At 51.8% G+C, this 19637-nt stretch carries 19 protein-coding genes; 15 read left to right on the top strand and 4 right to left on the bottom strand.

What is annotated here, in order from left to right:
• Positions 1–3: 3 nt before the first annotated feature.
• From AC50YG_RS20610 to AC50YG_RS20595, 4 genes are all read left to right on the top strand, one after another.
• The gene (locus AC50YG_RS20610) at positions 4–1353 is read left to right on the top strand and encodes an LLM class flavin-dependent oxidoreductase (RefSeq protein WP_494829171.1); all 1350 of its coding nucleotides are present in this window, start codon (positions 4–6) and stop codon (positions 1351–1353) included.
• Positions 1350–2120 (top strand): ABC transporter ATP-binding protein, encoded by a 771-nt coding sequence (locus AC50YG_RS20605; protein WP_473762196.1) that lies wholly within the window; start codon positions 1350–1352, stop codon positions 2118–2120. Before AC50YG_RS20610 ends, AC50YG_RS20605 begins: the two co-directional genes overlap by 4 nt.
• 248 nt (positions 2121–2368) lie before the next feature.
• The gene (locus tag AC50YG_RS20600) at positions 2369–3133 is read left to right on the top strand and encodes an ABC transporter permease (protein WP_046228617.1); all 765 of its coding nucleotides are present in this window, start codon (positions 2369–2371) and stop codon (positions 3131–3133) included.
• Between the two features lie 112 nt (positions 3134–3245).
• Positions 3246–4718, top strand: a complete 1473-nt coding sequence (locus AC50YG_RS20595; protein WP_494829169.1) for a gluconokinase — start codon at positions 3246–3248, stop codon at positions 4716–4718.
• Positions 4719–4852: 134 nt separating this feature from the next.
• Here the strand turns inward: AC50YG_RS20595 and AC50YG_RS20590 are convergent, their stop codons facing one another.
• The gene (locus tag AC50YG_RS20590; protein ID WP_494829167.1) at positions 4853–6049 is read right to left on the bottom strand and encodes a copper amine oxidase N-terminal domain-containing protein; all 1197 of its coding nucleotides are present in this window, start codon (positions 6047–6049) and stop codon (positions 4853–4855) included.
• A 219-nt stretch (positions 6050–6268) separates the two neighbouring features.
• Here AC50YG_RS20590 and AC50YG_RS20585 point away from each other — a divergent pair, with 219 nt between their 5' ends.
• The 4 genes from AC50YG_RS20585 to AC50YG_RS20570 all read left to right on the top strand — a co-directional run bounded on the left by AC50YG_RS20585 (position 6269) and on the right by AC50YG_RS20570 (position 9588).
• Positions 6269–7072: an alpha/beta hydrolase gene (locus tag AC50YG_RS20585; RefSeq protein WP_494829165.1), complete on the top strand. Its 804-nt coding sequence runs from the start codon at positions 6269–6271 to the stop codon at positions 7070–7072.
• 246 nt (positions 7073–7318) lie between these two features.
• Positions 7319–8173, top strand: a complete 855-nt coding sequence (locus tag AC50YG_RS20580) for an SDR family oxidoreductase (protein ID WP_494829379.1) — start codon at positions 7319–7321, stop codon at positions 8171–8173.
• A 37-nt stretch (positions 8174–8210) separates the two neighbouring features.
• Positions 8211–9029 (top strand): substrate-binding periplasmic protein, encoded by an 819-nt coding sequence (locus AC50YG_RS20575; protein ID WP_494829163.1) that lies wholly within the window; start codon positions 8211–8213, stop codon positions 9027–9029.
• A 13-nt stretch (positions 9030–9042) separates the two neighbouring features.
• Positions 9043–9588 (top strand): hypothetical protein, encoded by a 546-nt coding sequence (locus AC50YG_RS20570; RefSeq protein ID WP_494829161.1) that lies wholly within the window; start codon positions 9043–9045, stop codon positions 9586–9588.
• A gap of 153 nt (positions 9589–9741) precedes the next feature.
• On the opposite strand, the gene AC50YG_RS20565 is transcribed toward AC50YG_RS20570, so the two are convergent.
• A complete protein-coding gene (locus AC50YG_RS20565; RefSeq protein ID WP_494829159.1) occupies positions 9742–10893 on the bottom strand; it encodes a metallophosphoesterase in 1152 nt (383 codons plus the stop codon).
• A 153-nt stretch (positions 10894–11046) separates the two neighbouring features.
• Here AC50YG_RS20565 and AC50YG_RS20560 point away from each other — a divergent pair, with 153 nt between their 5' ends.
• From AC50YG_RS20560 to sda, 5 genes are all read left to right on the top strand, one after another.
• Complete coding sequence (locus AC50YG_RS20560; RefSeq protein WP_473762381.1) at positions 11047–11367, top strand: YnfA family protein; 321 nt, start codon at positions 11047–11049, stop codon at positions 11365–11367.
• Positions 11368–11464: 97 nt separating this feature from the next.
• Positions 11465–13630 (top strand): DNA topoisomerase III, encoded by a 2166-nt coding sequence (locus tag AC50YG_RS20555; protein ID WP_494829157.1) that lies wholly within the window; start codon positions 11465–11467, stop codon positions 13628–13630.
• A gap of 266 nt (positions 13631–13896) precedes the next feature.
• Positions 13897–14925, top strand: a complete 1029-nt coding sequence (locus AC50YG_RS20550) for a dienelactone hydrolase family protein (protein ID WP_494829155.1) — start codon at positions 13897–13899, stop codon at positions 14923–14925.
• A 412-nt stretch (positions 14926–15337) separates the two neighbouring features.
• Positions 15338–16012: a YheC/YheD family protein gene (locus tag AC50YG_RS20545; RefSeq protein ID WP_494829153.1), complete on the top strand. Its 675-nt coding sequence runs from the start codon at positions 15338–15340 to the stop codon at positions 16010–16012.
• Positions 16013–16327: 315 nt separating this feature from the next.
• Entirely contained in the window at positions 16328–16471 is a 144-nt protein-coding gene (sda, locus tag AC50YG_RS20540; RefSeq protein ID WP_341281554.1) for a sporulation histidine kinase inhibitor Sda, read from the top strand.
• 4 nt (positions 16472–16475) lie between these two features.
• Here the strand turns inward: sda and AC50YG_RS20535 are convergent, their stop codons facing one another.
• Both AC50YG_RS20535 and AC50YG_RS20530 read right to left on the bottom strand, forming a co-directional pair.
• Positions 16476–16715 (bottom strand): hypothetical protein, encoded by a 240-nt coding sequence (locus AC50YG_RS20535; RefSeq protein ID WP_473762174.1) that lies wholly within the window; start codon positions 16713–16715, stop codon positions 16476–16478.
• 123 nt (positions 16716–16838) lie between these two features.
• Entirely contained in the window at positions 16839–17840 is a 1002-nt protein-coding gene (locus tag AC50YG_RS20530) for an NAD(P)/FAD-dependent oxidoreductase (RefSeq protein ID WP_473762172.1), read from the bottom strand.
• A gap of 294 nt (positions 17841–18134) precedes the next feature.
• On the opposite strand from AC50YG_RS20530, the gene AC50YG_RS20525 reads away from it, so the two are divergent.
• The gene (locus AC50YG_RS20525) at positions 18135–19328 is read left to right on the top strand and encodes an NAD(P)/FAD-dependent oxidoreductase (protein ID WP_338555045.1); all 1194 of its coding nucleotides are present in this window, start codon (positions 18135–18137) and stop codon (positions 19326–19328) included.
• Positions 19328–19594, top strand: coding sequence for a hypothetical protein (locus AC50YG_RS20520; protein ID WP_341281557.1), 267 nt, complete (start codon positions 19328–19330; stop codon positions 19592–19594). The genes AC50YG_RS20525 and AC50YG_RS20520 overlap by 1 nt, the downstream gene beginning before the upstream one ends.
• The last annotated feature ends 43 nt before the right edge of the window (positions 19595–19637 follow it).

The raw sequence follows: 19637 nt of genomic DNA, 5'->3' as shown, positions 1-19637 counted from the left end.
AAAATGAGCGATACGCCAAAACAATTAAAGCTTGGCTTATTTATTCAAAGCACGGGGCATCACGCTGCCGCATGGAGGCACCCCGAGACAGCGACGCTCCAAAGCCACAGCGTTCGTTATTATCAACAGCTCGCCAAGACGGCAGAGCGAGGGAAGTTTGATCTGCTGTTTTTGGCCGATGATCTTGCCGTTCCGCTGCCCTACAAATCGGCCTTAACCGATCGCTACGGCAAGCTGGAGCCGCTGACGCTGCTGTCGAATCTGGCTGCCGTTACGGAGCATATCGGTCTGGCCGCTACCTTTTCGACTACCTTTAACGAGCCCTATCATGCTGCGCGCAAATTCGCCTCCCTTGATCATATTAGCGATGGCAGGGCAGCCTGGAACGTCGTAACGTCGGCGCTGAATGATGAGGCCCACAATTTCGGCCAGGATGAAATTCTAGATCATGAGCTTCGTTATGAGCGGGCGGATGAATTTTTTCAGGTGGCGTCCGGTTTATGGGATAGCTGGGATGAGGATGCGGTGCAGGCGGATAAGGAGAGCGGCGAATATTTCGATCTGGATAAAGTGCATGTGCTGAACCATCAAGGGACATTTTTCTCCGTGCAGGGACCACTGAATGTAGCCCGTCCCGTACAAGGTCGTCCAGTCATTATTCAGGCAGGATCATCCGGGACCGGACAGCAGTTCGCAGCGAAAAATGCCGATGTCGTATTCACTGTGCAGAATAATTTGGACAGCGCAAAGAAATTTTACAAGCAAGTAAAAGAACTAGCGGAAGAGCATGGCCGCTCCCGCGACGACATTAAAATATTGCCCGGCTTGTTCCCCATTATCGGGGACACGCAAGAGGAAGCCGAAGCGAACTACCAGCAGCTTCAACAGCTGGTAGACCGCAAAATCGGCACCGCTTTGCTAGGCGGCGTATTTGATAATATTGATCTTTCGGGCTATGCAGACGACGAGCCGTTTCCAGAGCTGCAGGAGGCTGGCGGCACTCGAAGCCGTTTTCAGCTGGTGATGGAGACGGCTAGAAGAGAAGGCTTGACGGTGAGGGAAGTCTATTTGCGGTTTGCTTCGGCAAGGGGCCATCTTACCGTGATTGGAACGGCCGAGCAAATTGCCGACAAGATGGAACTCTGGCTGCGCGAAGGGGCTGCTGACGGCTTTAACATTATGCCGCCTTACATGCCTGGCGGTCTGGACATTTTTGTGGAGAAGGTTATCCCGGTGCTTCAGCGGCGCGGCTTGTTCCGCAGCGAATATGAAGGTGGCACCTTGCGCGAAAACTTGGGACTGCCCCGTCCTGCCAGCCGCTATGCTCAGGAAGAAAGCGGCGTGAACGCATGAGCGGCAGCGGCAAGCTGGAATTGATTGCAGTGGACAAAAGCTTCAGGGCGGAAAAGCAGAATCATGTGCTTGCTGACATTCATTTGAGCCTGAGTCCCGGCGAATTTGTTACGATCATCGGGCCGAGCGGCTGCGGCAAAAGCACATTGCTCAAAATTATCGCCGGACTCGATGCCGACTACGAGGGCTCTGTGCTGCTGGGTGGGGTGGATGCAGGCAAGCCGAGCCGCGACAAAGGGTTTATTTTTCAAGAGCATCGCCTTTTTCCGTGGCTTACGGTTGAGCGGAATATTGCCGCTAATCAATCGTTAAGAAATAAAGAGGTTCGCGGGCAGGTGGATGCGATGATTAAGCTGGTGCGTTTAGAAGGTTTTGAGAAGGCGTATCCAAAGGAGTTGTCTGGCGGGATGTCCCAGCGGGTCGCTATTGCAAGGGCACTTATGCAAAGCCCGCAGGTGCTCCTGCTGGATGAGCCCTTCGGCGCGCTCGACGCCTTCACCCGCACGCATATGCAGGAAGCGCTGCTGGACATTTGGCGCAATAATCGGGCGACGATGCTGCTCGTCACTCATGATATCGACGAAGCGGTGTTTTTATCCGAAAGAATCGTCGTGATGGATGCTCGGCCAGGCCGAATCAAGCAGATTGTTCGCAATGATCTGCCCTATCCGCGCACGAGGCATAGCCCGGGCTTTCAAGAGCTGCGTTCCCAGGTCATGCGCGTGCTGGAGAAGCAGGAGGAGCCAGAGGAAAACTGGGTCATATAAAGCTATATAAATTGAACGAATGAAAGTGATGAGGCAAGGGAGCGGCGGAGAGAAAGGCTGGAACTGGAGAGAGCGATAGCGTCCGCCTTTGTTTTCTTATTTCAGCCTCAAAGAGGGATAATCAAAGAAATAAGAAAACAACAGCGGCTGGAAGTCCAGCCTTTCTCGCAGTGGCGACCACCGTCCTCATGCTTATTAATTGTTTAACTTATATAGAGGTATCGTGATACCAACATGAAGGAGATATTATGAAACAATTAGGAAAATGGTGGAAAGGGGCTGTTATCCCGGTCAGCGTGCTGCTTCTATGGCAGTGGGCATCCTGGTCAGGGGCGGCAGACCCTAAGCTTTTTCCGGCGCCAAGCTCAATCTTTGGGGATTTGTACACGATGCTCCTGTCAGGGGAATTGTTCTATCATATCCGCATTAGCGTCGTGCGCGCCGCGCTCGGCTTTTTACTGGGCGGGAGCTTGGGGCTGCTTATTGGCCTATTGGTTGGCATGTATGTAAAAGTCGAGGAATTAGTTGATCCTACCGTACAGATGCTGCGGACCGTGCCTTTGCTCTCGATTACCCCGCTGTTCATTTTGTGGTTTGGATTCGGCGAGCTGTCAAAGGTGCTGTTGATTGCAATGGGAGCGTTTTTCCCGCTGTATGTGAACACCTTTCTCGGTGTCAGGGGTGTCGATAAAAAGCTGTTCGACGTTGCGCGCGTGCTTGAGTTTAGCCGTTACAAGCAGGTGACGAAGCTGATGCTCCCTGCCGCCCTGCCCAACGTCTTGCTGGGCCTTCGCCTGTCGCTCAGCATTGCATGGCTGTGCCTCGTTGTAGCGGAATTAATGGGAGCCGACAGCGGAGTCGGCTATCTGATTCAGGATGCCAGATCGTATGTGCGGACAGGCGCCGTGTTCGTTGGCATTTTCGTGTTCGCCGCTGTCGGCAAGCTGGCTGATTCAGCTGTACGCTTGCTGGAGCGCAGACTGCTGAAATGGCAGGATAACTACCGGGGATAATGTAAAAAAATAGCCCATCCCGCTCATTCGTCCCGCAAATCAGTTATAATAAAACGATAGCAACGCGGAATATACGGCCCTTCGGAGCTGGAGACGAAAAGGACGATGAGAGATGGGAAGAGAGCTGGTAATCGGGCTTGATCTGGGGACAACCAGCGTTAAAGCTTGTATTTTTGATAGACATGGCCATCTGGTCGCAGATGTTGAGAAAATGAACACCTTTCACTATCCGCAGCAGGGCTGGGTGGAGCAAAGCGCAGTGGAAATTGAGCGCTCAGCGGTGCTTGCTATCAGAGAAGCGATTGAGAAGGCGAAGGTGCAGGAAGGCGAGCTGCTGGCGCTTGGGTTTTCGGCGGCGATGCATGCGATTTTGACGCTGGACGCTGACGGGAAGCCGACTTCTCCGGCGATTATTTGGGCGGATGGAAGAAGCGCAGGCCAAGCAGAAGCGATGCTGGCAGCAAATGGGGAGCAGGTTTATAAGGCAACGGGAACGCCGATTCACCCGATGACGCCGCTCATGAAGCTGCTGTGGATGAAGGAAAATAACTACGAGCCTTATGAGCAGGCGAGCTATTTCATGTCGATTAAGGAATATTTGCTTTACAGCTGGTTTGGCCAGCGCAAAATCGATTATGCAATGGCCTCGGCAACCGGCTTGTTCAATCCGGCGAAGCTGGACTGGGAAGCAGAGCTGCTGGCGCTTACCGGCATTACAGCAGAGCAGCTGTCCGAAATCGTGCCGCCAACGGAAATTCTCTCTGGGCTGAACGCGGATATTGCTGTGCAAATGGGCATCCCAGCGGATCTGCCCTTCGCGATTGGCTCTGCGGATGGGCAGCTGTCTAACCTCGGCATTGGAGCGATTCTTCCCGGCGAGGTTGCCGTATCTGTTGGGACGAGCGGGGCGATCCGCCAGCTTACGCATCAGGCGAAGGTGAGCGATAGCCGTGAGACATTCTGCTACTCTTTTACGAAGGACACGTATATCGTGGGCGGCCCGACGAATAATGGCGGCATTGCGCTGCAATGGCTGAAGGATACACTGAATTATGAGGGCGGCTACGAGGCTTTTCTGGCTGAGGCTGAAAAGATTGCTCCCGGCGCGGACGGCCTGCTCTTCTTGCCGTATTTGAACGGCGAACGGGCACCGCTGTGGAACCAGCGGGCGAAGGGTAATTTCTACGGCTTAACGATGACCCATGAGCGGGCACACTTAATTCGCGCGGTGCTGGAGGGCGTAACGTTCAACCTTTATCAGATCGGCAAGGCGCTGGAGAAGCTCGCGGGCGCGCCGCAGAAAATGTATGTGAATGGCGGGCTGTCCCGCTCGCCGCTCTGGCTGCAATTGATGGCGGATATTTTCAATGCGGAAATATACGTCTCGGAAAACCATCACAGCGCTGCATGGGGCGCCGCTTGGACCGCTCTGGTAGCGGCGGGTCATGCGGCCTCCTTTGAGGAAATTAAGCAGCATATTCCGATGGACAAGCCCGTTGTTCCGAACCCGGAGACGAGCAAACGCTACAAAGAAATTTATGCCCATTATGAAAAGATGGCGAAAACGATGGCAGCCTTTTTCTAAAGGGCTGACTAAGCTAGGTTGGCCGCAGTTAACAAAAGCAAGCCCCGGCAGTTGTGAGTAGTCAACGCCAGGGCTTGCTTTTTTATTCAAATAGCAGGAAAGAATGAGCGGCTGCCAAGTGTTGGCGACGCTGTTTATGCTTTATTCAGCGAATAGCTGTAGGTGTAGCTTTTGCCATCGAGAGCGCTGCGATAAGAGAAGCTTAGTATGCCTTTGGACGTTTCGCCAGTGAAAGCCAGCTCATCGCCATGGTAAGGAATGTCGTTTGTTTCGGCATACTCTTGCTCGGCAGCGGACAGGAACTGCTTATACAAAAGCGTAGCGGTGCCCGTCTTCAAATCGACTAAAGTGAGCAGTCCTGTCTTGTTAGGCCGAATAATGAGGTAGCCTTGGCCCATGCCAAGCACGGCATACGATTCATCCTTGCCACCCAGCTTGGGAAGGTCATATTCCTCCAGCGTAGCTCCGCTGCTGTCCAGCAGCGTTAATGTTTTGCCATCGGTCAGCAGCGGATTATTGTTCATCGCCACAATGTTAGGCTCATAGCGCTGATAATACTGCGCCGCAGCCTGCTTGACGAGCCTGCTATCTTTAATATAAGCGGCGTGGGAGCGGTATTGAATGCCGGGCTCCCCGTAGTTTATGAGAAGGGATACCATGAGGCCGTTTGTTCCGATCACTTTGGTAGAAATGCCCCAATAGCCGGTAAGCTCCGGATCTATTTGGAGCTTGCCCGCCAGCTTGGGAATATCAGATTTGCCCAGCGCCGTATAAAGACTGCCGGTAGCCGGATCGATCCATGCTGTGCCTGTCTGCATGCTGCCGCCCGTTTGATAAATGATTTTTTGGTTAATCCCTACTGTATTGTCGGCCTGCTTCCAAATCACGCTTGCTCCAATGGATTCGGAGAAAAAGCGCAGCGGTACGTATACACGGCCCTTAATCACTTGAAGAGAGGTGTTCAGCTTGATCTTCTTGCCGTTGTTGATCGCCTCTGTGGAGCCGACCTTTAACGTAACGAGATGTCCCGGATAGCTCATGGTGACGGTTTTGGCTGCTGCGTTCCATGCGACCATCGCTCCGAGCAGCTCGCCAACCTCGCGAAGCGGCATATACACCGAATTTTGAGATATAAAAGGGGCCGATTCGGTCAAATGCGAATTGCCGTTAATCTTAAGCGTTATTTTCTTGGCGGCTGGTGCAGCTGCTGCCGCTGTTATGTAATTGCTGCTCTTCACTGGAAGCGCTGCTGATGCAAGAGGCGCCCCTATTAACGAAGCTGCAAGACTGATTGCTGGAATGATTGTAAAGGCAGTGCGAAAACGTTTCATCCGTATTCCTCCTGTTAAGGCTGCTGCTATTGCCATGCCTTCTAAGCTTATTCTAAAATTAAAGACGCAGCTACACTACAAATAGTTACAATTTTGGCTGAATAAATTTCGATGTCGAGGGTGATGAAGGAATTAACGCCTTCCAAGTGGAATTCATGTATAATTGCTTTGAAGCAATGGCTACCAATAGTATAAAAAGTTATTTCGGAGGTATCGCATATGACGGAAGTGGCTTTATGGCCAGATTCAGCTTATGAAAAAGTGGAAGGTGAGCGCCCGTATTTAGTGCCTCATCTCATCAAGTCGGACAAGCCTCTAGCGGCAGTTATCGTGTTCCCAGGCGGCGGTTACCGCTATCGCGCCGACCATGAGGGCGAGCCGATTGCCAAGTGGTTGAATGATTTGGGCTTGCATGCATTTGTTCTTCATTACCGTGTAGCTCCGCATAAGCATCCTATTCCGCTTGGCGACGCGAAGCGCGCCATGCGGATTGTCAGAAGCCGGGCAGCTGAATTCGGCATTGATCCCGCGCGTATTGGCATACTCGGCTTTTCGGCTGGCGGTCATTTGGCTTCCACAGCCGGCACGCATTTTGATGCCGGAGACAGCAGCAGCCCTGATCCGATCGAACGCGCAAGCAGCCGTCCGGATGCGATGGTTCTGTGTTATCCGGTTATTTCGTTTGGAGAGTTCCGTCACGATGGCTCACTGGTCCATTTGCTTGGTGAGGATGCGCCTGAGGAGCTTCGCAGGGAGCTGTCGAACGAGCTGCAAGTTACGGAGCAAACACCGCCGACCTTCCTCTGGCATTGCGCAGATGACGGTGCCGTTCCGGTCCAGAACAGCTTAATGTTTGCAGCAGCGCTGGCGAGCAAGGGCGTGCCGTACGAAATGCACATTTATGAGAGCGGCGGACATGGCATGGGTCTTGCTTATGACCATCCTGAAGCGCATACCTGGAGCTTATGCTGCGGCAATTGGCTGAAAAAACGCGGCTTTACGGAAGAAGCAGACGTACAATAACACTAGCTTCAATGGCGAACAGCAGGAGTACAGCAGCAGGGCGTAGGAGCGAATAAACCGTTCATTCTAATGTCTGGTCCACTGGGCCTGCTGCTGATTGCTTAGAGGTTTGCTGCGAGCAGCAGTCACAGGGTCTCCGGGCAAAGCCGGAGACCTTTTTGTAACTATAAGCATGTATAAGTGTCAACCTTATAATCGACGTATAATGATATAGATAGAGAAGCGGAGCTGAGAAGCATGATGCAAATGAGTGGGAAAATCGTACTTGTTACCGGAGCAAATGCGGGCATGGGATTGGCATCAGTTACGGAGCTGGGGAAGGCTGGCGCGGAAGTTATTATGGCTTGCCGGAGCCTGGAGCGAGGAGAAGTCGCACGGCAGCAGGCGCTTGCCGCAAGCGGAGCCTCTCATATTGAGCTGATGGCCTGTGATTTGGGAGATTTTGCGAGCATTCATGCCTTTTGCGAAGCATTCAAGCAGCGGTACGACCGGCTCGATGTGCTGCTGAACAATGCAGGCGTTGTATCGCTGAAGCGCGAGCTGACCAAAGATGGTTATGAAAGCATGATTGGCGTCAATCATCTGGGACATTTTTTACTGACGACATCGTTGTTGGAGCTGCTGAAGCAATCGCCGCAGGGCAGAGTAGTCAATGTATCCTCGGGCGCGTATAAAGCGGGGAAAATCCATTTTGAGGATATCAATCTGACTCGGGGCTTTAGTGTAGTAAAGGGTTATGCCCAATCGAAGCTGGCCAATATTTTGTTCACCAAGGAGCTGGCTCGGCGGCTGGCGCATACGAAGGTGACGGTTAATTGCCTGCATCCCGGAGCGGTAGGTACATCGATTGGCGTCAACCGCCAGACGGGCTTTGGCAAAAGCATACATGCGCTGCTGCGGCCTTTTTTCTTGACTTCGCTGCAGGGCGCGCAGACGGCGCTTTATTTGGCAAGCTCGGAGGAAGGCGGAGCGGTAAGCGGGCACTATTTTTATAAGCAAAAAAGGGAGGAAGTGTCTCCAAAAGCAAAGGATGAGCAGGCTGCCAAGCGGCTGTGGGAATGGAGCGAGCAGCAGACCCGGCAAGGAAGGCTTGTGAAATAAAGCGAGATGGGGGGCGTTATGGTGGGAGGTTGTTTGCATGTTTGAGAAAGCCGCCGTCAAGTCGGCGATTGCGCTGATTGCACTGCTCAGCCTTATGCTGGCTGGCTGTACGAAGGATGCGCCGAAACCGGAACGAAGCAATCCGGCCATGCTGCAATGGCTGCCTATGATTCAAGAGTCGGGCAAGCTGGTTATCGCCACAACCGAAAATTACCCGTTTGAATATACGGATGAAGAGACGGGCGAGTTTATAGGCTACGATGTCGATTTGGCACAGGCTATTGCAGATGAAATTGGCGTAGAAATTGAATGGAAAAAAATGGACTTTTCTGACCTGCTTAATGCCCTGCAGCTGGGCAAAGCCGATATGGTTATTGCCAGTATGTATATTACGGAGGAGCGGGAGCGGATCGTCGATATGTCGGATAAATATTTGGATAGCGGCATGGCGGTCGTCAGGAGGAAGGGCGACAATTCGGTGAGCTCCCTCAGTGATCTGGATGGCAAAACGATTGGGGTAAAAACGCAAGCAAGCAGCGAGCGGGAAGCAGAAGCGCTGATTGCACAGGGCAAAAAAATTAAAATACGCTCGTATGCTTCGGTGGCAGAATGTTTGGTAGCACTGCGCTCCAGCGAGGTAGATATCGTATTTAACGATTATTTAAAACAGGTCAGCTACAATCAGCATTATCCCGAGGCGCAGCTGGAGCTGGTAGGCGGTGCATTTACCAAAGAAGGATTCGGGATAGCTGTCGTAAAAGGGCAGACCGAATTGCTTGAGGTCGTCAATCAGGTCATACATAGGCTGCAGGAAAATGGCGACGCGGATGTGCTGTACAGCAAATGGCTGCAATAAAGGAGGAACACACATGAAACAACGACAATTTGCTTTTACAGCTATTCGCTTATTGGCTATTTATTTTTTTGTAGCGGGCTTTGGAAGGCTGATGGATGTAGTGGCACCCATTGTGCTCAGTGGCAGCGATGTTAATGTAACAGCATGGGCGTATTTGTCTCTCGTACTGCCAGGGCTTTTCTATGTGGGAGCAAGCATTTTTCTCTGGTCGAAGGCAGAAGGCATCGTACTGCGCGTTCTGCAAGGCCGGGAAGATAGCGCTGGCGAAGCGCTTGGGACCCGTTTCGCCAGCGGCGAGCTTTACAAGCTGGGGTTATCCCTTACAGGCATCATCCTTATTGTGCTGACCTTGCCTACGCTTGCGGCAACGATTATTCAGCTTCTGCAGGTTAATGAAACGAGCTATACGGTATCTCAGCCATTTCTTTACTCCAATTGGGCTGTCATGATTGAATGCCTAGTGAAGCTGGGACTTGGGCTGCTGCTCATCATTAAAACACAGCTCATATTTGGCTGGGTGGAACGCACCCTTAAGCAGGTTCGGATGAACAACCAATAAACGAATGATCAATTAACGTATGGGCATAAAAAAGACTGGCGACGCATCGGGCTGTGCATGAAGGGCACCCGATAAGGTCATCGCCAGTTTTTTGTTTTTCGTACAAAGTCAGCGGCAAGCTAGCAGGCAAGTACAATGGCAAGCGAGTACAGCCTAAGGGCGGAATTCGACGTTTAGCTGAATAATTTCTGCGCGGCTGCCGATGCGAAGCGGCGGTCCCCATGTGCCGAAGCCGGAGGAGACGATGGCGTGAAGCTGTCCTTTTTGCAGAAAACCCCAGTCGAGCTCGAACAGCCTTCTTGTGAAAAAGTGGTTCGGCATCATTTGACCGCGATGGGTATGGCCGGACAATGAAAGATCAATGCCTTGCAGCGAAGCCTGCTCCAAATCCGATGGCTGATGATCCATCATAATGAGCGGCAGGGAGGCGTCAAGCGCTGCGACGAGCTCCTTAACGGATTGGCGGCCAGCTGGATCAGCTCTTTTTGCGCTGAGATCTTTGCGTCCGATGACGTAAAAGCCGTCGTCAATCTTCACGCTCTCGTCTTGCAGCACGCGAATGCCGACAGCATTCATTTCTGCAATAAAGCGGGCGATGTGACCGCCAATATATTCGTGATTGCCAAGAACGGCATAGACGCCAAGCGGTGCTTTCAGGCGCTTCATAACCTCCGACATATGATCATCGATATAAGGGGCAATGTCATCATCGATAATGTCGCCCGGCAGCAAAATCAGGTCCGGCTTCATTCGTTCCATAGCATTTGCAAGCCGCCCCAAATGGCGTTTGCCGACGATGGTGCCCAGGTGAATGTCTGAGGCCATGCCGATACGCAGCGATTTGCGCGGTCCGGCCGACTTGGCAATCGTAATGGAATAGGTGCGGACAATCGGAGACCAGGCATTCCAGCTGCCTCGCAGAACAATCCCCGTCATTATCAAAACGACTACGCTCCCTACGGCCAGCAAAGCAGTAGAAGCGGGGATATCCAGCTTCGTCAGCAGCCAGTATATTAGATTGGCTGGAGGAAGCAGCAGTACCCCATATTCCATAATCGCGAACCAGTAGGAGCCAATAAGCTTGAACACACGCCCTATTTTGCGCAGTGGAGCTACAGGCTGAAGCAGTCTTCCAATGATATAAGAGAAAGAGATAATAGCGACAATAAAGGCATAAGGCAGCGGGTTTTCCAAGGGAAGTAAGGCCGACAAATACAGCCATCCATTCCAGCCAATATAAAAATTAATAGCAACAAAAATGAATAATACTAAAGCGATTATACCGATCAAACGCGGTTTCAACATTCGCACTCCCCAGTCATTAACTTTGTGCATGAGAATAAGCTGCCAAATCTATTATCATTCATGGTGAGAATACTATAGCATAACGGCAATTGTCAGGTAAAATAGAGTCAGAGACTAAGGGGGAAAAGGAGTGCTTTAGCGTTGCCTTTAATCATGCAAATCTTACTGTTTATTGCGGCCGGGCTTGCAGAAATCGGCGGCGGCTATTTGGTGTGGCTGTGGCTGCGCGAAGGAAAGCCTTATTGGTACGGTATAATTGGCAGTGGAGTCTTGGTGCTGTACGGCATTTTGCCAACGCTGCAATCGTTTCCGACCTTTGGCAGAGTGTATGCGGCCTATGGCGGCGTGTTCGTCGCGATGGCGGTGCTTTGGGGCTGGCTGGTAGACAAGCGAACGCCAGATCTTTACGATTGGATTGGCGCCGCCGTATGTTTGGTCGGCGTATCGATTATTTTGTGGGCGCCGCGGGGATAGCTTGCTTAGGCGTCATGCTCGGTCTATTTTTGACAACATTAGCATTTGTAAGGATAATATAGCTTTACAAGCTGGACGAATGGAGCGAATGGAAGAGATGAAATCATTAGTGCTCGCGGAAAAGCCAAGCGTGGCAAAGGAAATTGCCCGTGTGCTCGGCTGTACGAACAAAAATAAAAGCTACATAGAAGGTCCTAAATATGTGGTAACCTGGGCACTTGGCCATCTGGTCACTCTCGCCGAGCCGGAGGAATATGATCCGAAATACCGCACCTGGAATTTGGAGGATTTGCCGCTGCTGCCTCCTAAAATGAACTTGAAGGTGATGAAGGAAACGTCGCATCAATTCAAGGCGGTAGCGCAGCTGTGCAAGCGTTCCGATATTGGAGAGCTTATCATTGCGACTGATGCCGGTCGTGAGGGCGAGCTGGTTGCCCGCTGGATTATGGAGCTGGTGCATTGGCGCAAGCCGTTTAAGCGGCTCTGGATTTCGTCGCAGACGGATAAGGCGATCAAGGATGGCTTTAGCAGGCTGAAGCCGGGAGCGGAATACAACCATTTGTACGCATCCGCTGTGTGCCGCGCCGAGGCGGACTGGCTAATTGGACTTAATGTCACCCGCGCTTTGACGACCAAATACAATGCACAGCTGGCGGCTGGTCGCGTACAGACGCCGACGCTTGCTGCGCTGATGGATCGGGAGAAGGAAATTGAGCAGTTCCAGTCCCAGCCATTTTGGACGGTCTCTGCGGATATGGGCACTTTTCAGGCGGTATGGCGCGAGCAGGATGGCCATGATGGTCGTGTATGGGGCCGGGATGAGGCTGGCGCAGTTGTCGCCCGCTTGCAGGGAAAAGGAGCGAAGGTTGACAAGCTGCGCACCGTTGAAAAGTCGGAGCTGCATCCGGGAGCCTATGATTTGACGGAGCTTCAGCGCGACGCGAACAAGCGGCTGGGCTTCTCGGCGAAGCAGACGTCCAATGTGCTGCAGAAGCTGTATGAGCAGCATAAAATCGTCACTTATCCGCGTACCGACTCGCGCTATCTTTCGAGCGATATCGTGCCGACGTTCAAAAGCCGTCTGGAAAGCGTGGCGGTCGGGCCCTATGCGCCTTTTGCCCGCAAGCTGCTGCGCGGCCCGCTAACCGTGACGAAGCGATTCGTTGATGACAGCAAGGTCAGCGATCACCATGCGATTATTCCAACAGAGCAATACGTCAACTTGTCTGCGCTAAGCGCGGAGGAGCGCAAGCTGTATGATTTGATCGTTCGCCGTTTTCTAGCCCTGTTCTCTCCAGCATACCGCTATGATGAGACGAGCGTAACGCTGGCGATTGGCAGCGACAAGCTGTATGCCAAAGGCCGGGTGCAGAAGGAAAGCGGCTGGAAGGAGCTTTACAGCGGGGGCGGAATCGGCAGCTTCAGTGATGATGACGATGAAGATGATGATAAAGCCCGCAGCGAGGCAGATCGCCAGCCGGAGCAGCTGCTGCCCGCCATGAGCATGGGGCAGACGCTGCCGATTAAGCAAGCTCGCTTCAAGGAGTTGCGTACGCTGCCGCCCGCAAGATACACGGAAGCATCGCTGCTGGGCCGAATGGAGAAGCATGGCTTGGGTACGCCAGCAACGCGTGCGGATATTATTGAGAAGCTGCTCGGAACCGACACGATTGAGCGCCGGGGCAACCAGCTGTCGCCTACAGGGAAAGGGCGACAGCTGATCGAAATTGTCGTTGAGGAGCTGCGCCGACCGGAGCTGACAGCTGAGTGGGAGCGGGAGCTTGAGCGTATTGCGCTCGGCAAGGGCAATCCAGCGAAGTTTATGGCGGGCATTCGCGAGCAGGCGAGCAAATGGGTAGCAGAGGTGAAAAATGAGACAAAGGAATACAAGCCTCATAATCTGACGCATTCGCGCTGCCCGGAATGCAGCAAGCATTTGATGGAAGTGAAGGGCAAGCGGGGCAAGTCGCTCGTGTGTCCGGACCGGGAATGCGGTTATCGCCGCTCGGCTGAGCCGGCGCTGTCCAACAAGCGCTGCCCGCAATGCCGCAAGAAGATGGAAATTCATGACGGCAAAGCGGGGAAATACGCGCAGTGCCGTCCATGCAACGTCATTGAAATGCTGGGCGATAAGCAGGGCGGCCGAATCAATAAGCATCAGGAGAAAAAACTGATCAATCAATTCAGTGATAATGTGTCGCTGTCAAGCAGCTTGGCGGATGCCCTTAAGGCAGCTATGGGCAAACAGGAGGACGACAAGTAAGTTCTTCATGTAAGTTCATCAAGTTAGTCAGTTAAAAAGCTAGTCGGCAAGATCATAAGCAAATAAGCAAGTGAACGCCCCTGAAAGCTTCGGCCTGCGCATGAGAAAGCAGGCCTGAAGCTTTTTCTTATAATTACGCTTGACTAGTGTTTCCATTGGCTTTAGCGTTATAGTGGCATAGAGAAAACAATTGATTTAGTAAGCGTTTACTGTGGTAACCAACGATGATGAGCTTAACTATTTTGGCAATGGCAGGAGGAACGTTCATGTGGAAAGCAGATCAGCTATTAAATCGGCTTTATGAGGAAGCGGTTGAGGCGCATCGTGCGGCGGCGGAAGCAGAAAGCAGGGAAGGCAGAAGGCTGCGATTAAAGAGTGCGCTTGCATCAGCGGTGGGTTCTTTTGAATCAAATCTTGGGCATGAGCCCGTCGTGCTTGAACGGGTCCAATGCGATGGATATACGAGGGAACGGGTTGAGCTGTCCGCTACGCCGGGGCTGTCATTCGCAGCGTATGTGCTTATTCCAGACGGCTCTGAGAGCCAGCAGCTCCCCGGTGTACTCGCGGTGCATGGACATGGCTATGGCAGCAGGGAGATCGTCGGGCTGCTCCCGGACGGCACAGAAGACTTTGGGAAGCCTAACATTCATCAGCATTTTGCCGTTCAGCTGGTGAAGCGCGGCATGGTTGTCATTGCGCCTGATGTTGTCGGCTTCGGTGAGCGGAAGCTGGATGCGGATTTGCAGGAAAATCCCGATGCTCCAAGCTCCTGCTATAGATTGTCCACACAGCTCATGATGCTGGGCAAAACGCTGACGGGCCTGCGAACGGTCGAAGTGTTGGAAGCGCTTAATTATTTGGCAGGCAGGCCGGAGGTGGATGCAGCCCGCATAGGGGCTATGGGCTTTTCCGGCGGAGCGCTTATCTCGTATGTAGCCGCTGCATTGGATGATCGGATAAAGGCCGTCGTCCTGACCGGCTTTACAAACACGTTTAAGGACAGCATATTTGCCGTTCATCACTGCATCGACAATTATACGCCGGGCCTGCTGGCCCAAGCCGAGCTGCCCGAGCTGATTGGGCTAATTGCGCCGCGCCCGCTGTTTCTGGAAGCCGGGCAAAATGACCCGATTTTCCCGGCCCGGGGCTTTAAGAAAGCGGCAGCAGAGCTGCAAGCGATCTATGAACGCGAAGGCGTGCCGGGGCAGCTGCAATGTGATATTTTCCCTGGTGTCCATGAAATCAGCGGACGGGTGTCTTATCAATGGCTGCACCAAACGCTTTCAATGAAATAGGGGGTTAAACAAAGAGGATGCCGCAGGGCAGCCTCTTTGTTCTATCCACCGCTATTGCCCTCAATGTGAACTTACGTACCGAAAGTCTGCTTCATGCGCTTCGTTTCTGGGGTTTGCTCTGAGCATAAAACACAAGGATAGACTTGTTGGACACAGCAGACGCTATTTCAACAAATCACGGGTTAAGACACAGTCTGCGGACTCAGGAGCCGCTAATGCGTTACCCATCGAAATTTTGAGAGGATTATGAAGGCAATAGCGAATCTCCTGTCCGCTTAAGTCCAAAATGAATGCCCTGGTGGCGCTGGCGGCCCTCATAAGAGGGGCGTCTTACCTGCGTCAATCATCCAAGAGACAGACGTCTTGCCGACATATGCTATGGAGGAGGAAGCAGGAAAGGAGCTGGTAGCTTTTGAGCGAGCATCAGGGCAGGCAGTTGGCGAGCAAGTGGGCAAAGACGGCCGTATTATTGTCCCACGCGGGTATTGCCCCGCACATTCCCCCTACCAGACGGTATACTGGGGAAAACTTGAGGAGCATGCTGCAAACGCATCAAATGGTTGTAATCAAGCCTGTTCGCGGAGCAGGCGGGCACGGGGTTATTAAGGTGACGCAGGATGGAAGCGCGAGCTATTCCTACACTTATTATGCAAAGAAAAAGCAATTCAGCAGCTTTAACGCACTGAAGAGCGCGCTTGATAAGCAACGCAAGGGACGGCCTTATATTATACAAAAAGGCATCTCTCTGGCATCCGTCGGCAGCAGGCCGATCGATTACCGCGTGAAATATGTAAAGACCGCTACGGGCTGGGTTTATCGCTCCATGGTAGGAAGAATTGCTAGAGAGGGATTATTCGTAACGAACCTCTGTCGAGGCGGAACGATGGTTAGCGCAGCGGAAGGCATCAGGCGCTCCATTTCCGGTGCAGCCGTTCGGGCGAAAAAATCGAAGATGAGAGAATTGACGGTACAGGCGACGCAGATGCTGGAAAGCCGGTTTCCAGGCATTGGGCAGCTGGGCTTCGATTATGGCATCGACAAGAGCGGGAAGATATGGATTTTCGAGGTGAATACAAGGCCGCAATAAACCCGAAAGGGTTTATTTTTTTGACCTTCCACTTCCTTTCCATAAGAGGAAAAAATAACTAATGGCATTAAACGATAAGATTGATAGATTAAGAGATTGTAATTAAAGTTTTTTATAGAATTGGTAAAAATTGAGACTGTGTATAACCGTATCCACAATGTACACAGCGTGAATCCTCAAGATTCGACGTTTATTCACACACCATGCACACCCTGTCCACAAGCAACTGTGTATAACCAGAACGGTTGTTCTATCGTTTATCCCCGTGATAATATGGTGAAGCATTAGCAAAAGCCATGAAAGGAAGTGCCGATTATGGAGCTTATGTCCGACGATTTTCTTAAGGACACCTACTATGCGGCGGTCCAGTCTAAGCTAGATCAGGAATTTATCCAAATGCTGCTGTTTGAAATGAAGCGAAGGCAATTGACAGACGAGGATGTGCGCATTACAGCCTGAGACGTTATTCCTGCCATTCACTTATGCACACTTCTATCGTATGCGCGCAGCTTGGGCACAGTGCCGTATGTAAACAAATTGCATCGCCTACCTGATTGCGGGTGGAACCGGAGATGGATACAGGCTCGTATGGAGCATAAGGATCACTCCATTCCAGCGTACGCCCGCAATCGTTCATCGCTTCATTGCACTTGCCACAACTTACTTCCACTCTCTTGATGCCATTGCAGACTGGACAAAACATAAGGGTATCCTCCTTGGCTTGCACCGCTTAACGCCATGCATTGCTCCAAGGTAGAATACCCTTATTTGTGTGTATTTACTTCATTGCTTGTATGAAAGGCTGTGCGCGCTACCAGCTTACAGCTTACAGCTTCATATTGCTGCTGTGGCCAGGGGACAGCTTCGCTTCCGGATCTACATAAACTTTAGCATTGTTAATCGCGGTTGGCGCTTCGCCAAACCCAACAGCAATCAGCTTGAGCTTGCCTGGGTAGGTCGTAATATCGCCGGCTGCGAACAGTCCAGGAATATTCGTTTCCATGCGTGTATCCACGACGATGGAGCCGCCCTGAATTTCAATGCCCCATTCGGCAATTGGGCCGAGGGAGGATACGAAGCCGAAGTTGACAATAACGGCATCGACATCAAGCTCGGTCGTTTCTTTCGTTTTCACATGGGCAAGCGTTACTTTCTCGATTTGGTCCTCGCCATGCAGCGCGGTAATTTCCATCGGAGTCAGCACATTGACCTTGGAATTCATCAGGTTCTCTACACTGTGCTCATGCGCACGGAACTTGTCTCTGCGGTGAATGAGCGTTACGCTCTTCGCAATCGGCTCAAGCATAAGCGACCAGTCAACCGCGGAGTCGCCGCCGCCGCTGATCAGAACGTTCTGGTCCTTGAAGCGCTGCAGGTCGCCGACAAAATAATGCAGATTTTTCTTCTCGTAAGCGGCAGCTTCCGGAAGCTCCAGACGACGCGGCTCAAACGCGCCTACGCCAGCTGTAATAATAACGGCCTTCGCGTAGTGGGTTTCTGTATCAGTCGTAATTTCAAACAGGCGCTCATCCTTCTTAACAACCTGCTTAACCTTTTGCTCCAGGCAAATTTCAGGCTTGAAGTGGTTAAGCTGCTCGACAAGACGGTCAACAAGCTCTTGAGCCGTTACTTTTGGGAAGCCTGCAACGTCATAAATATATTTCTCTGGATAAAGAGCAGCCAGTTGTCCACCAAGTTGGGGCATGCTTTCAATAAGCTTAACGGATGCTTGGCGCATGCCGCCGTAAAAAGCAGCGAACAGGCCAGCAGGACCGCCGCCAATAATTGCGATATCGACAATGTTTTCAGGTAGTTCAGTTTGAGACAACGTAGGCACCTCCACATATTTGTATCTATCCTTATTATTATAAACATACGGGCACAAAGAAGGAAATAACTAATTTGTATGCCCTTCTAAACTTTTTCGTATAAAATGCCATTGAACTTTTGTTTAAAACTCTGTAGTATGTCTGTTGTATGTTAAGGTTGGTACAATTGGAAATTGGCCAAATATAGGGAGACTAAGTTGCACATTTAATCCTCGTAGATCATAAATGTAGAAAGAGGTTTGTGTAATTTTTCACAATATAATTAAACGCATAGGAATGGAAGGGATCATACGATGAGCAACATACCTAAGATTGTTATTCTGGGTGCGGGATACGGCGGAGTGCTGACGGCGTTGCGTTTGCAGAAGGAGCTTAACTACAACGAAGCAGATGTTACCTTGGTAAACAAGCATGACTATCATTACATCACCACACATTTGCATATGCCGGCAGCAGGAACCGATAATCCTGAAAATGCCCGTGTCAGCATCTCGAAGCTGATTGATGAGTTTAAAATTGATTTTGTAAAATCAACCGTTGTACAAATCCGCCCACAGGACAAAAAGGTTATTTTGGAAGACGGCACGTTGTCTTACGATTATTTGGTTGTGGGACTTGGCGGCGAGCCGGAAACATTCGGCATTCCCGGTCTTGGCGAGCATGCCATGAACATCCGCAGCATTAACTCGGTCCGCCTTATCCGCGAGCATATTGAATATCAATTTGCCCGCTTTAAGCGCGAGCCGCACCGCACTGATTATTTAACGTTTATTGTAGGCGGAGCAGGCTTTACCGGCATTGAGTTCGTCGGCGAGCTGTCCGACCGCATTCCTGAGCTGTGCAAGCAGTTCGATGTGGACCCGGCGCTTGTGAAAATCTACAATATTGAGGCAGCTCCGACGGCGCTGCCAGGCTTTGATCCTGAGCTTGTGGAATATGCGATGGATGTGCTGACGAAGAAGAACGTCACGTTCCGCATTGGCACAGCGATTAAAGAGTGCACAGCAGAAGGCGTCGTTGTTGGCGAAGGCGAAGAGATCAAGTCGGCAACGGTCATCTGGACGGGCGGCATTCGCGGCAATCGCTTGATTGAGGATGCGGGCTTTGAAACGATGCGCGGACGCGTGAAAATCGACGACCAGCTGCGTGCGCCAGGCCATGAGAACATATACATTTTGGGTGACAACTCGCTCATGTTTAATCCGGAAGGCCGTCCATACCCGCCAACCGCGCAAATTGCTATGCAGCAAGGTGTCGTGTGCGCCCATAATTTGGTTGCATCGATACGCAACCAGCCGCTTAAAGCGTTCGCGTTCAGCAATAAAGGAACGGTAGCGTCCCTTGGCAAAGGCGAAGCGATCGGCCTTGCATTTGGCAAAAAATATAAAGGCCGTGTAGCGGCATGGCTGAAGAAAATGATTGACCTCCGCTATCTGTTCATTATCGGCGGCATTCCGCTCGTCCTGCGCAAAGGGAAATTTTTCTAATGCGTCATTGCAGCGTGCAGGTTCGGGGGTTGCTGACGCGGGATGAATTGGATCGCTATAACGCTCTAATGGAAGTTGGCTCGTTTCTGGAGTCGCAAAACCGCTATGATCTGGCCTATCCGGTTCAAAAGGAAGTGGACCTGCTCATTCAGCCGGCGATTGAACGGTTGAAGGAGAAGGGGCGCGAGCGCGACCGCGCGACGCAGGAGTATTTGGAAGCGAAGCGCCTTGGCCCAGATGAAGAGGATGACGAGGAAGAAGATTAGGCGAAGCTGTTAAACAAAAAAACCGCCCCGGCACAGTGACGAA

The organism is Paenibacillus sp. J31R34 (assembly GCF_059383715.1).
This window is presented reverse-complemented; position numbering and strand designations above follow the sequence as displayed.

Coding starts and splice junctions, on each gene's coding strand:
- AC50YG_RS20610 (WP_494829171.1), top strand. CDS start 4: ATGAGCGATACGCCAAAACAATTAAAGCTTGGCTTATTTATTCAAAGC.
- AC50YG_RS20605 (WP_473762196.1), top strand. CDS start 1,350: ATGAGCGGCAGCGGCAAGCTGGAATTGATTGCAGTGGACAAAAGCTTC.
- AC50YG_RS20600 (WP_046228617.1), top strand. CDS start 2,369: ATGAAACAATTAGGAAAATGGTGGAAAGGGGCTGTTATCCCGGTCAGC.
- AC50YG_RS20595 (WP_494829169.1), top strand. CDS start 3,246: ATGGGAAGAGAGCTGGTAATCGGGCTTGATCTGGGGACAACCAGCGTT.
- AC50YG_RS20590 (WP_494829167.1), bottom strand. CDS start 6,049: ATGAAACGTTTTCGCACTGCCTTTACAATCATTCCAGCAATCAGTCTT.
- AC50YG_RS20585 (WP_494829165.1), top strand. CDS start 6,269: ATGACGGAAGTGGCTTTATGGCCAGATTCAGCTTATGAAAAAGTGGAA.
- AC50YG_RS20580 (WP_494829379.1), top strand. CDS start 7,319: ATGAGTGGGAAAATCGTACTTGTTACCGGAGCAAATGCGGGCATGGGA.
- AC50YG_RS20575 (WP_494829163.1), top strand. CDS start 8,211: ATGTTTGAGAAAGCCGCCGTCAAGTCGGCGATTGCGCTGATTGCACTG.
- AC50YG_RS20570 (WP_494829161.1), top strand. CDS start 9,043: ATGAAACAACGACAATTTGCTTTTACAGCTATTCGCTTATTGGCTATT.
- AC50YG_RS20565 (WP_494829159.1), bottom strand. CDS start 10,893: ATGTTGAAACCGCGTTTGATCGGTATAATCGCTTTAGTATTATTCATT.
- AC50YG_RS20560 (WP_473762381.1), top strand. CDS start 11,047: ATGCAAATCTTACTGTTTATTGCGGCCGGGCTTGCAGAAATCGGCGGC.
- AC50YG_RS20555 (WP_494829157.1), top strand. CDS start 11,465: ATGAAATCATTAGTGCTCGCGGAAAAGCCAAGCGTGGCAAAGGAAATT.
- AC50YG_RS20550 (WP_494829155.1), top strand. CDS start 13,897: ATGTGGAAAGCAGATCAGCTATTAAATCGGCTTTATGAGGAAGCGGTT.
- sda (WP_341281554.1), top strand. CDS start 16,328: ATGGAGCTTATGTCCGACGATTTTCTTAAGGACACCTACTATGCGGCG.
- AC50YG_RS20535 (WP_473762174.1), bottom strand. CDS start 16,715: ATGTTTTGTCCAGTCTGCAATGGCATCAAGAGAGTGGAAGTAAGTTGT.
- AC50YG_RS20525 (WP_338555045.1), top strand. CDS start 18,135: ATGAGCAACATACCTAAGATTGTTATTCTGGGTGCGGGATACGGCGGA.
- AC50YG_RS20520 (WP_341281557.1), top strand. CDS start 19,328: ATGCGTCATTGCAGCGTGCAGGTTCGGGGGTTGCTGACGCGGGATGAA.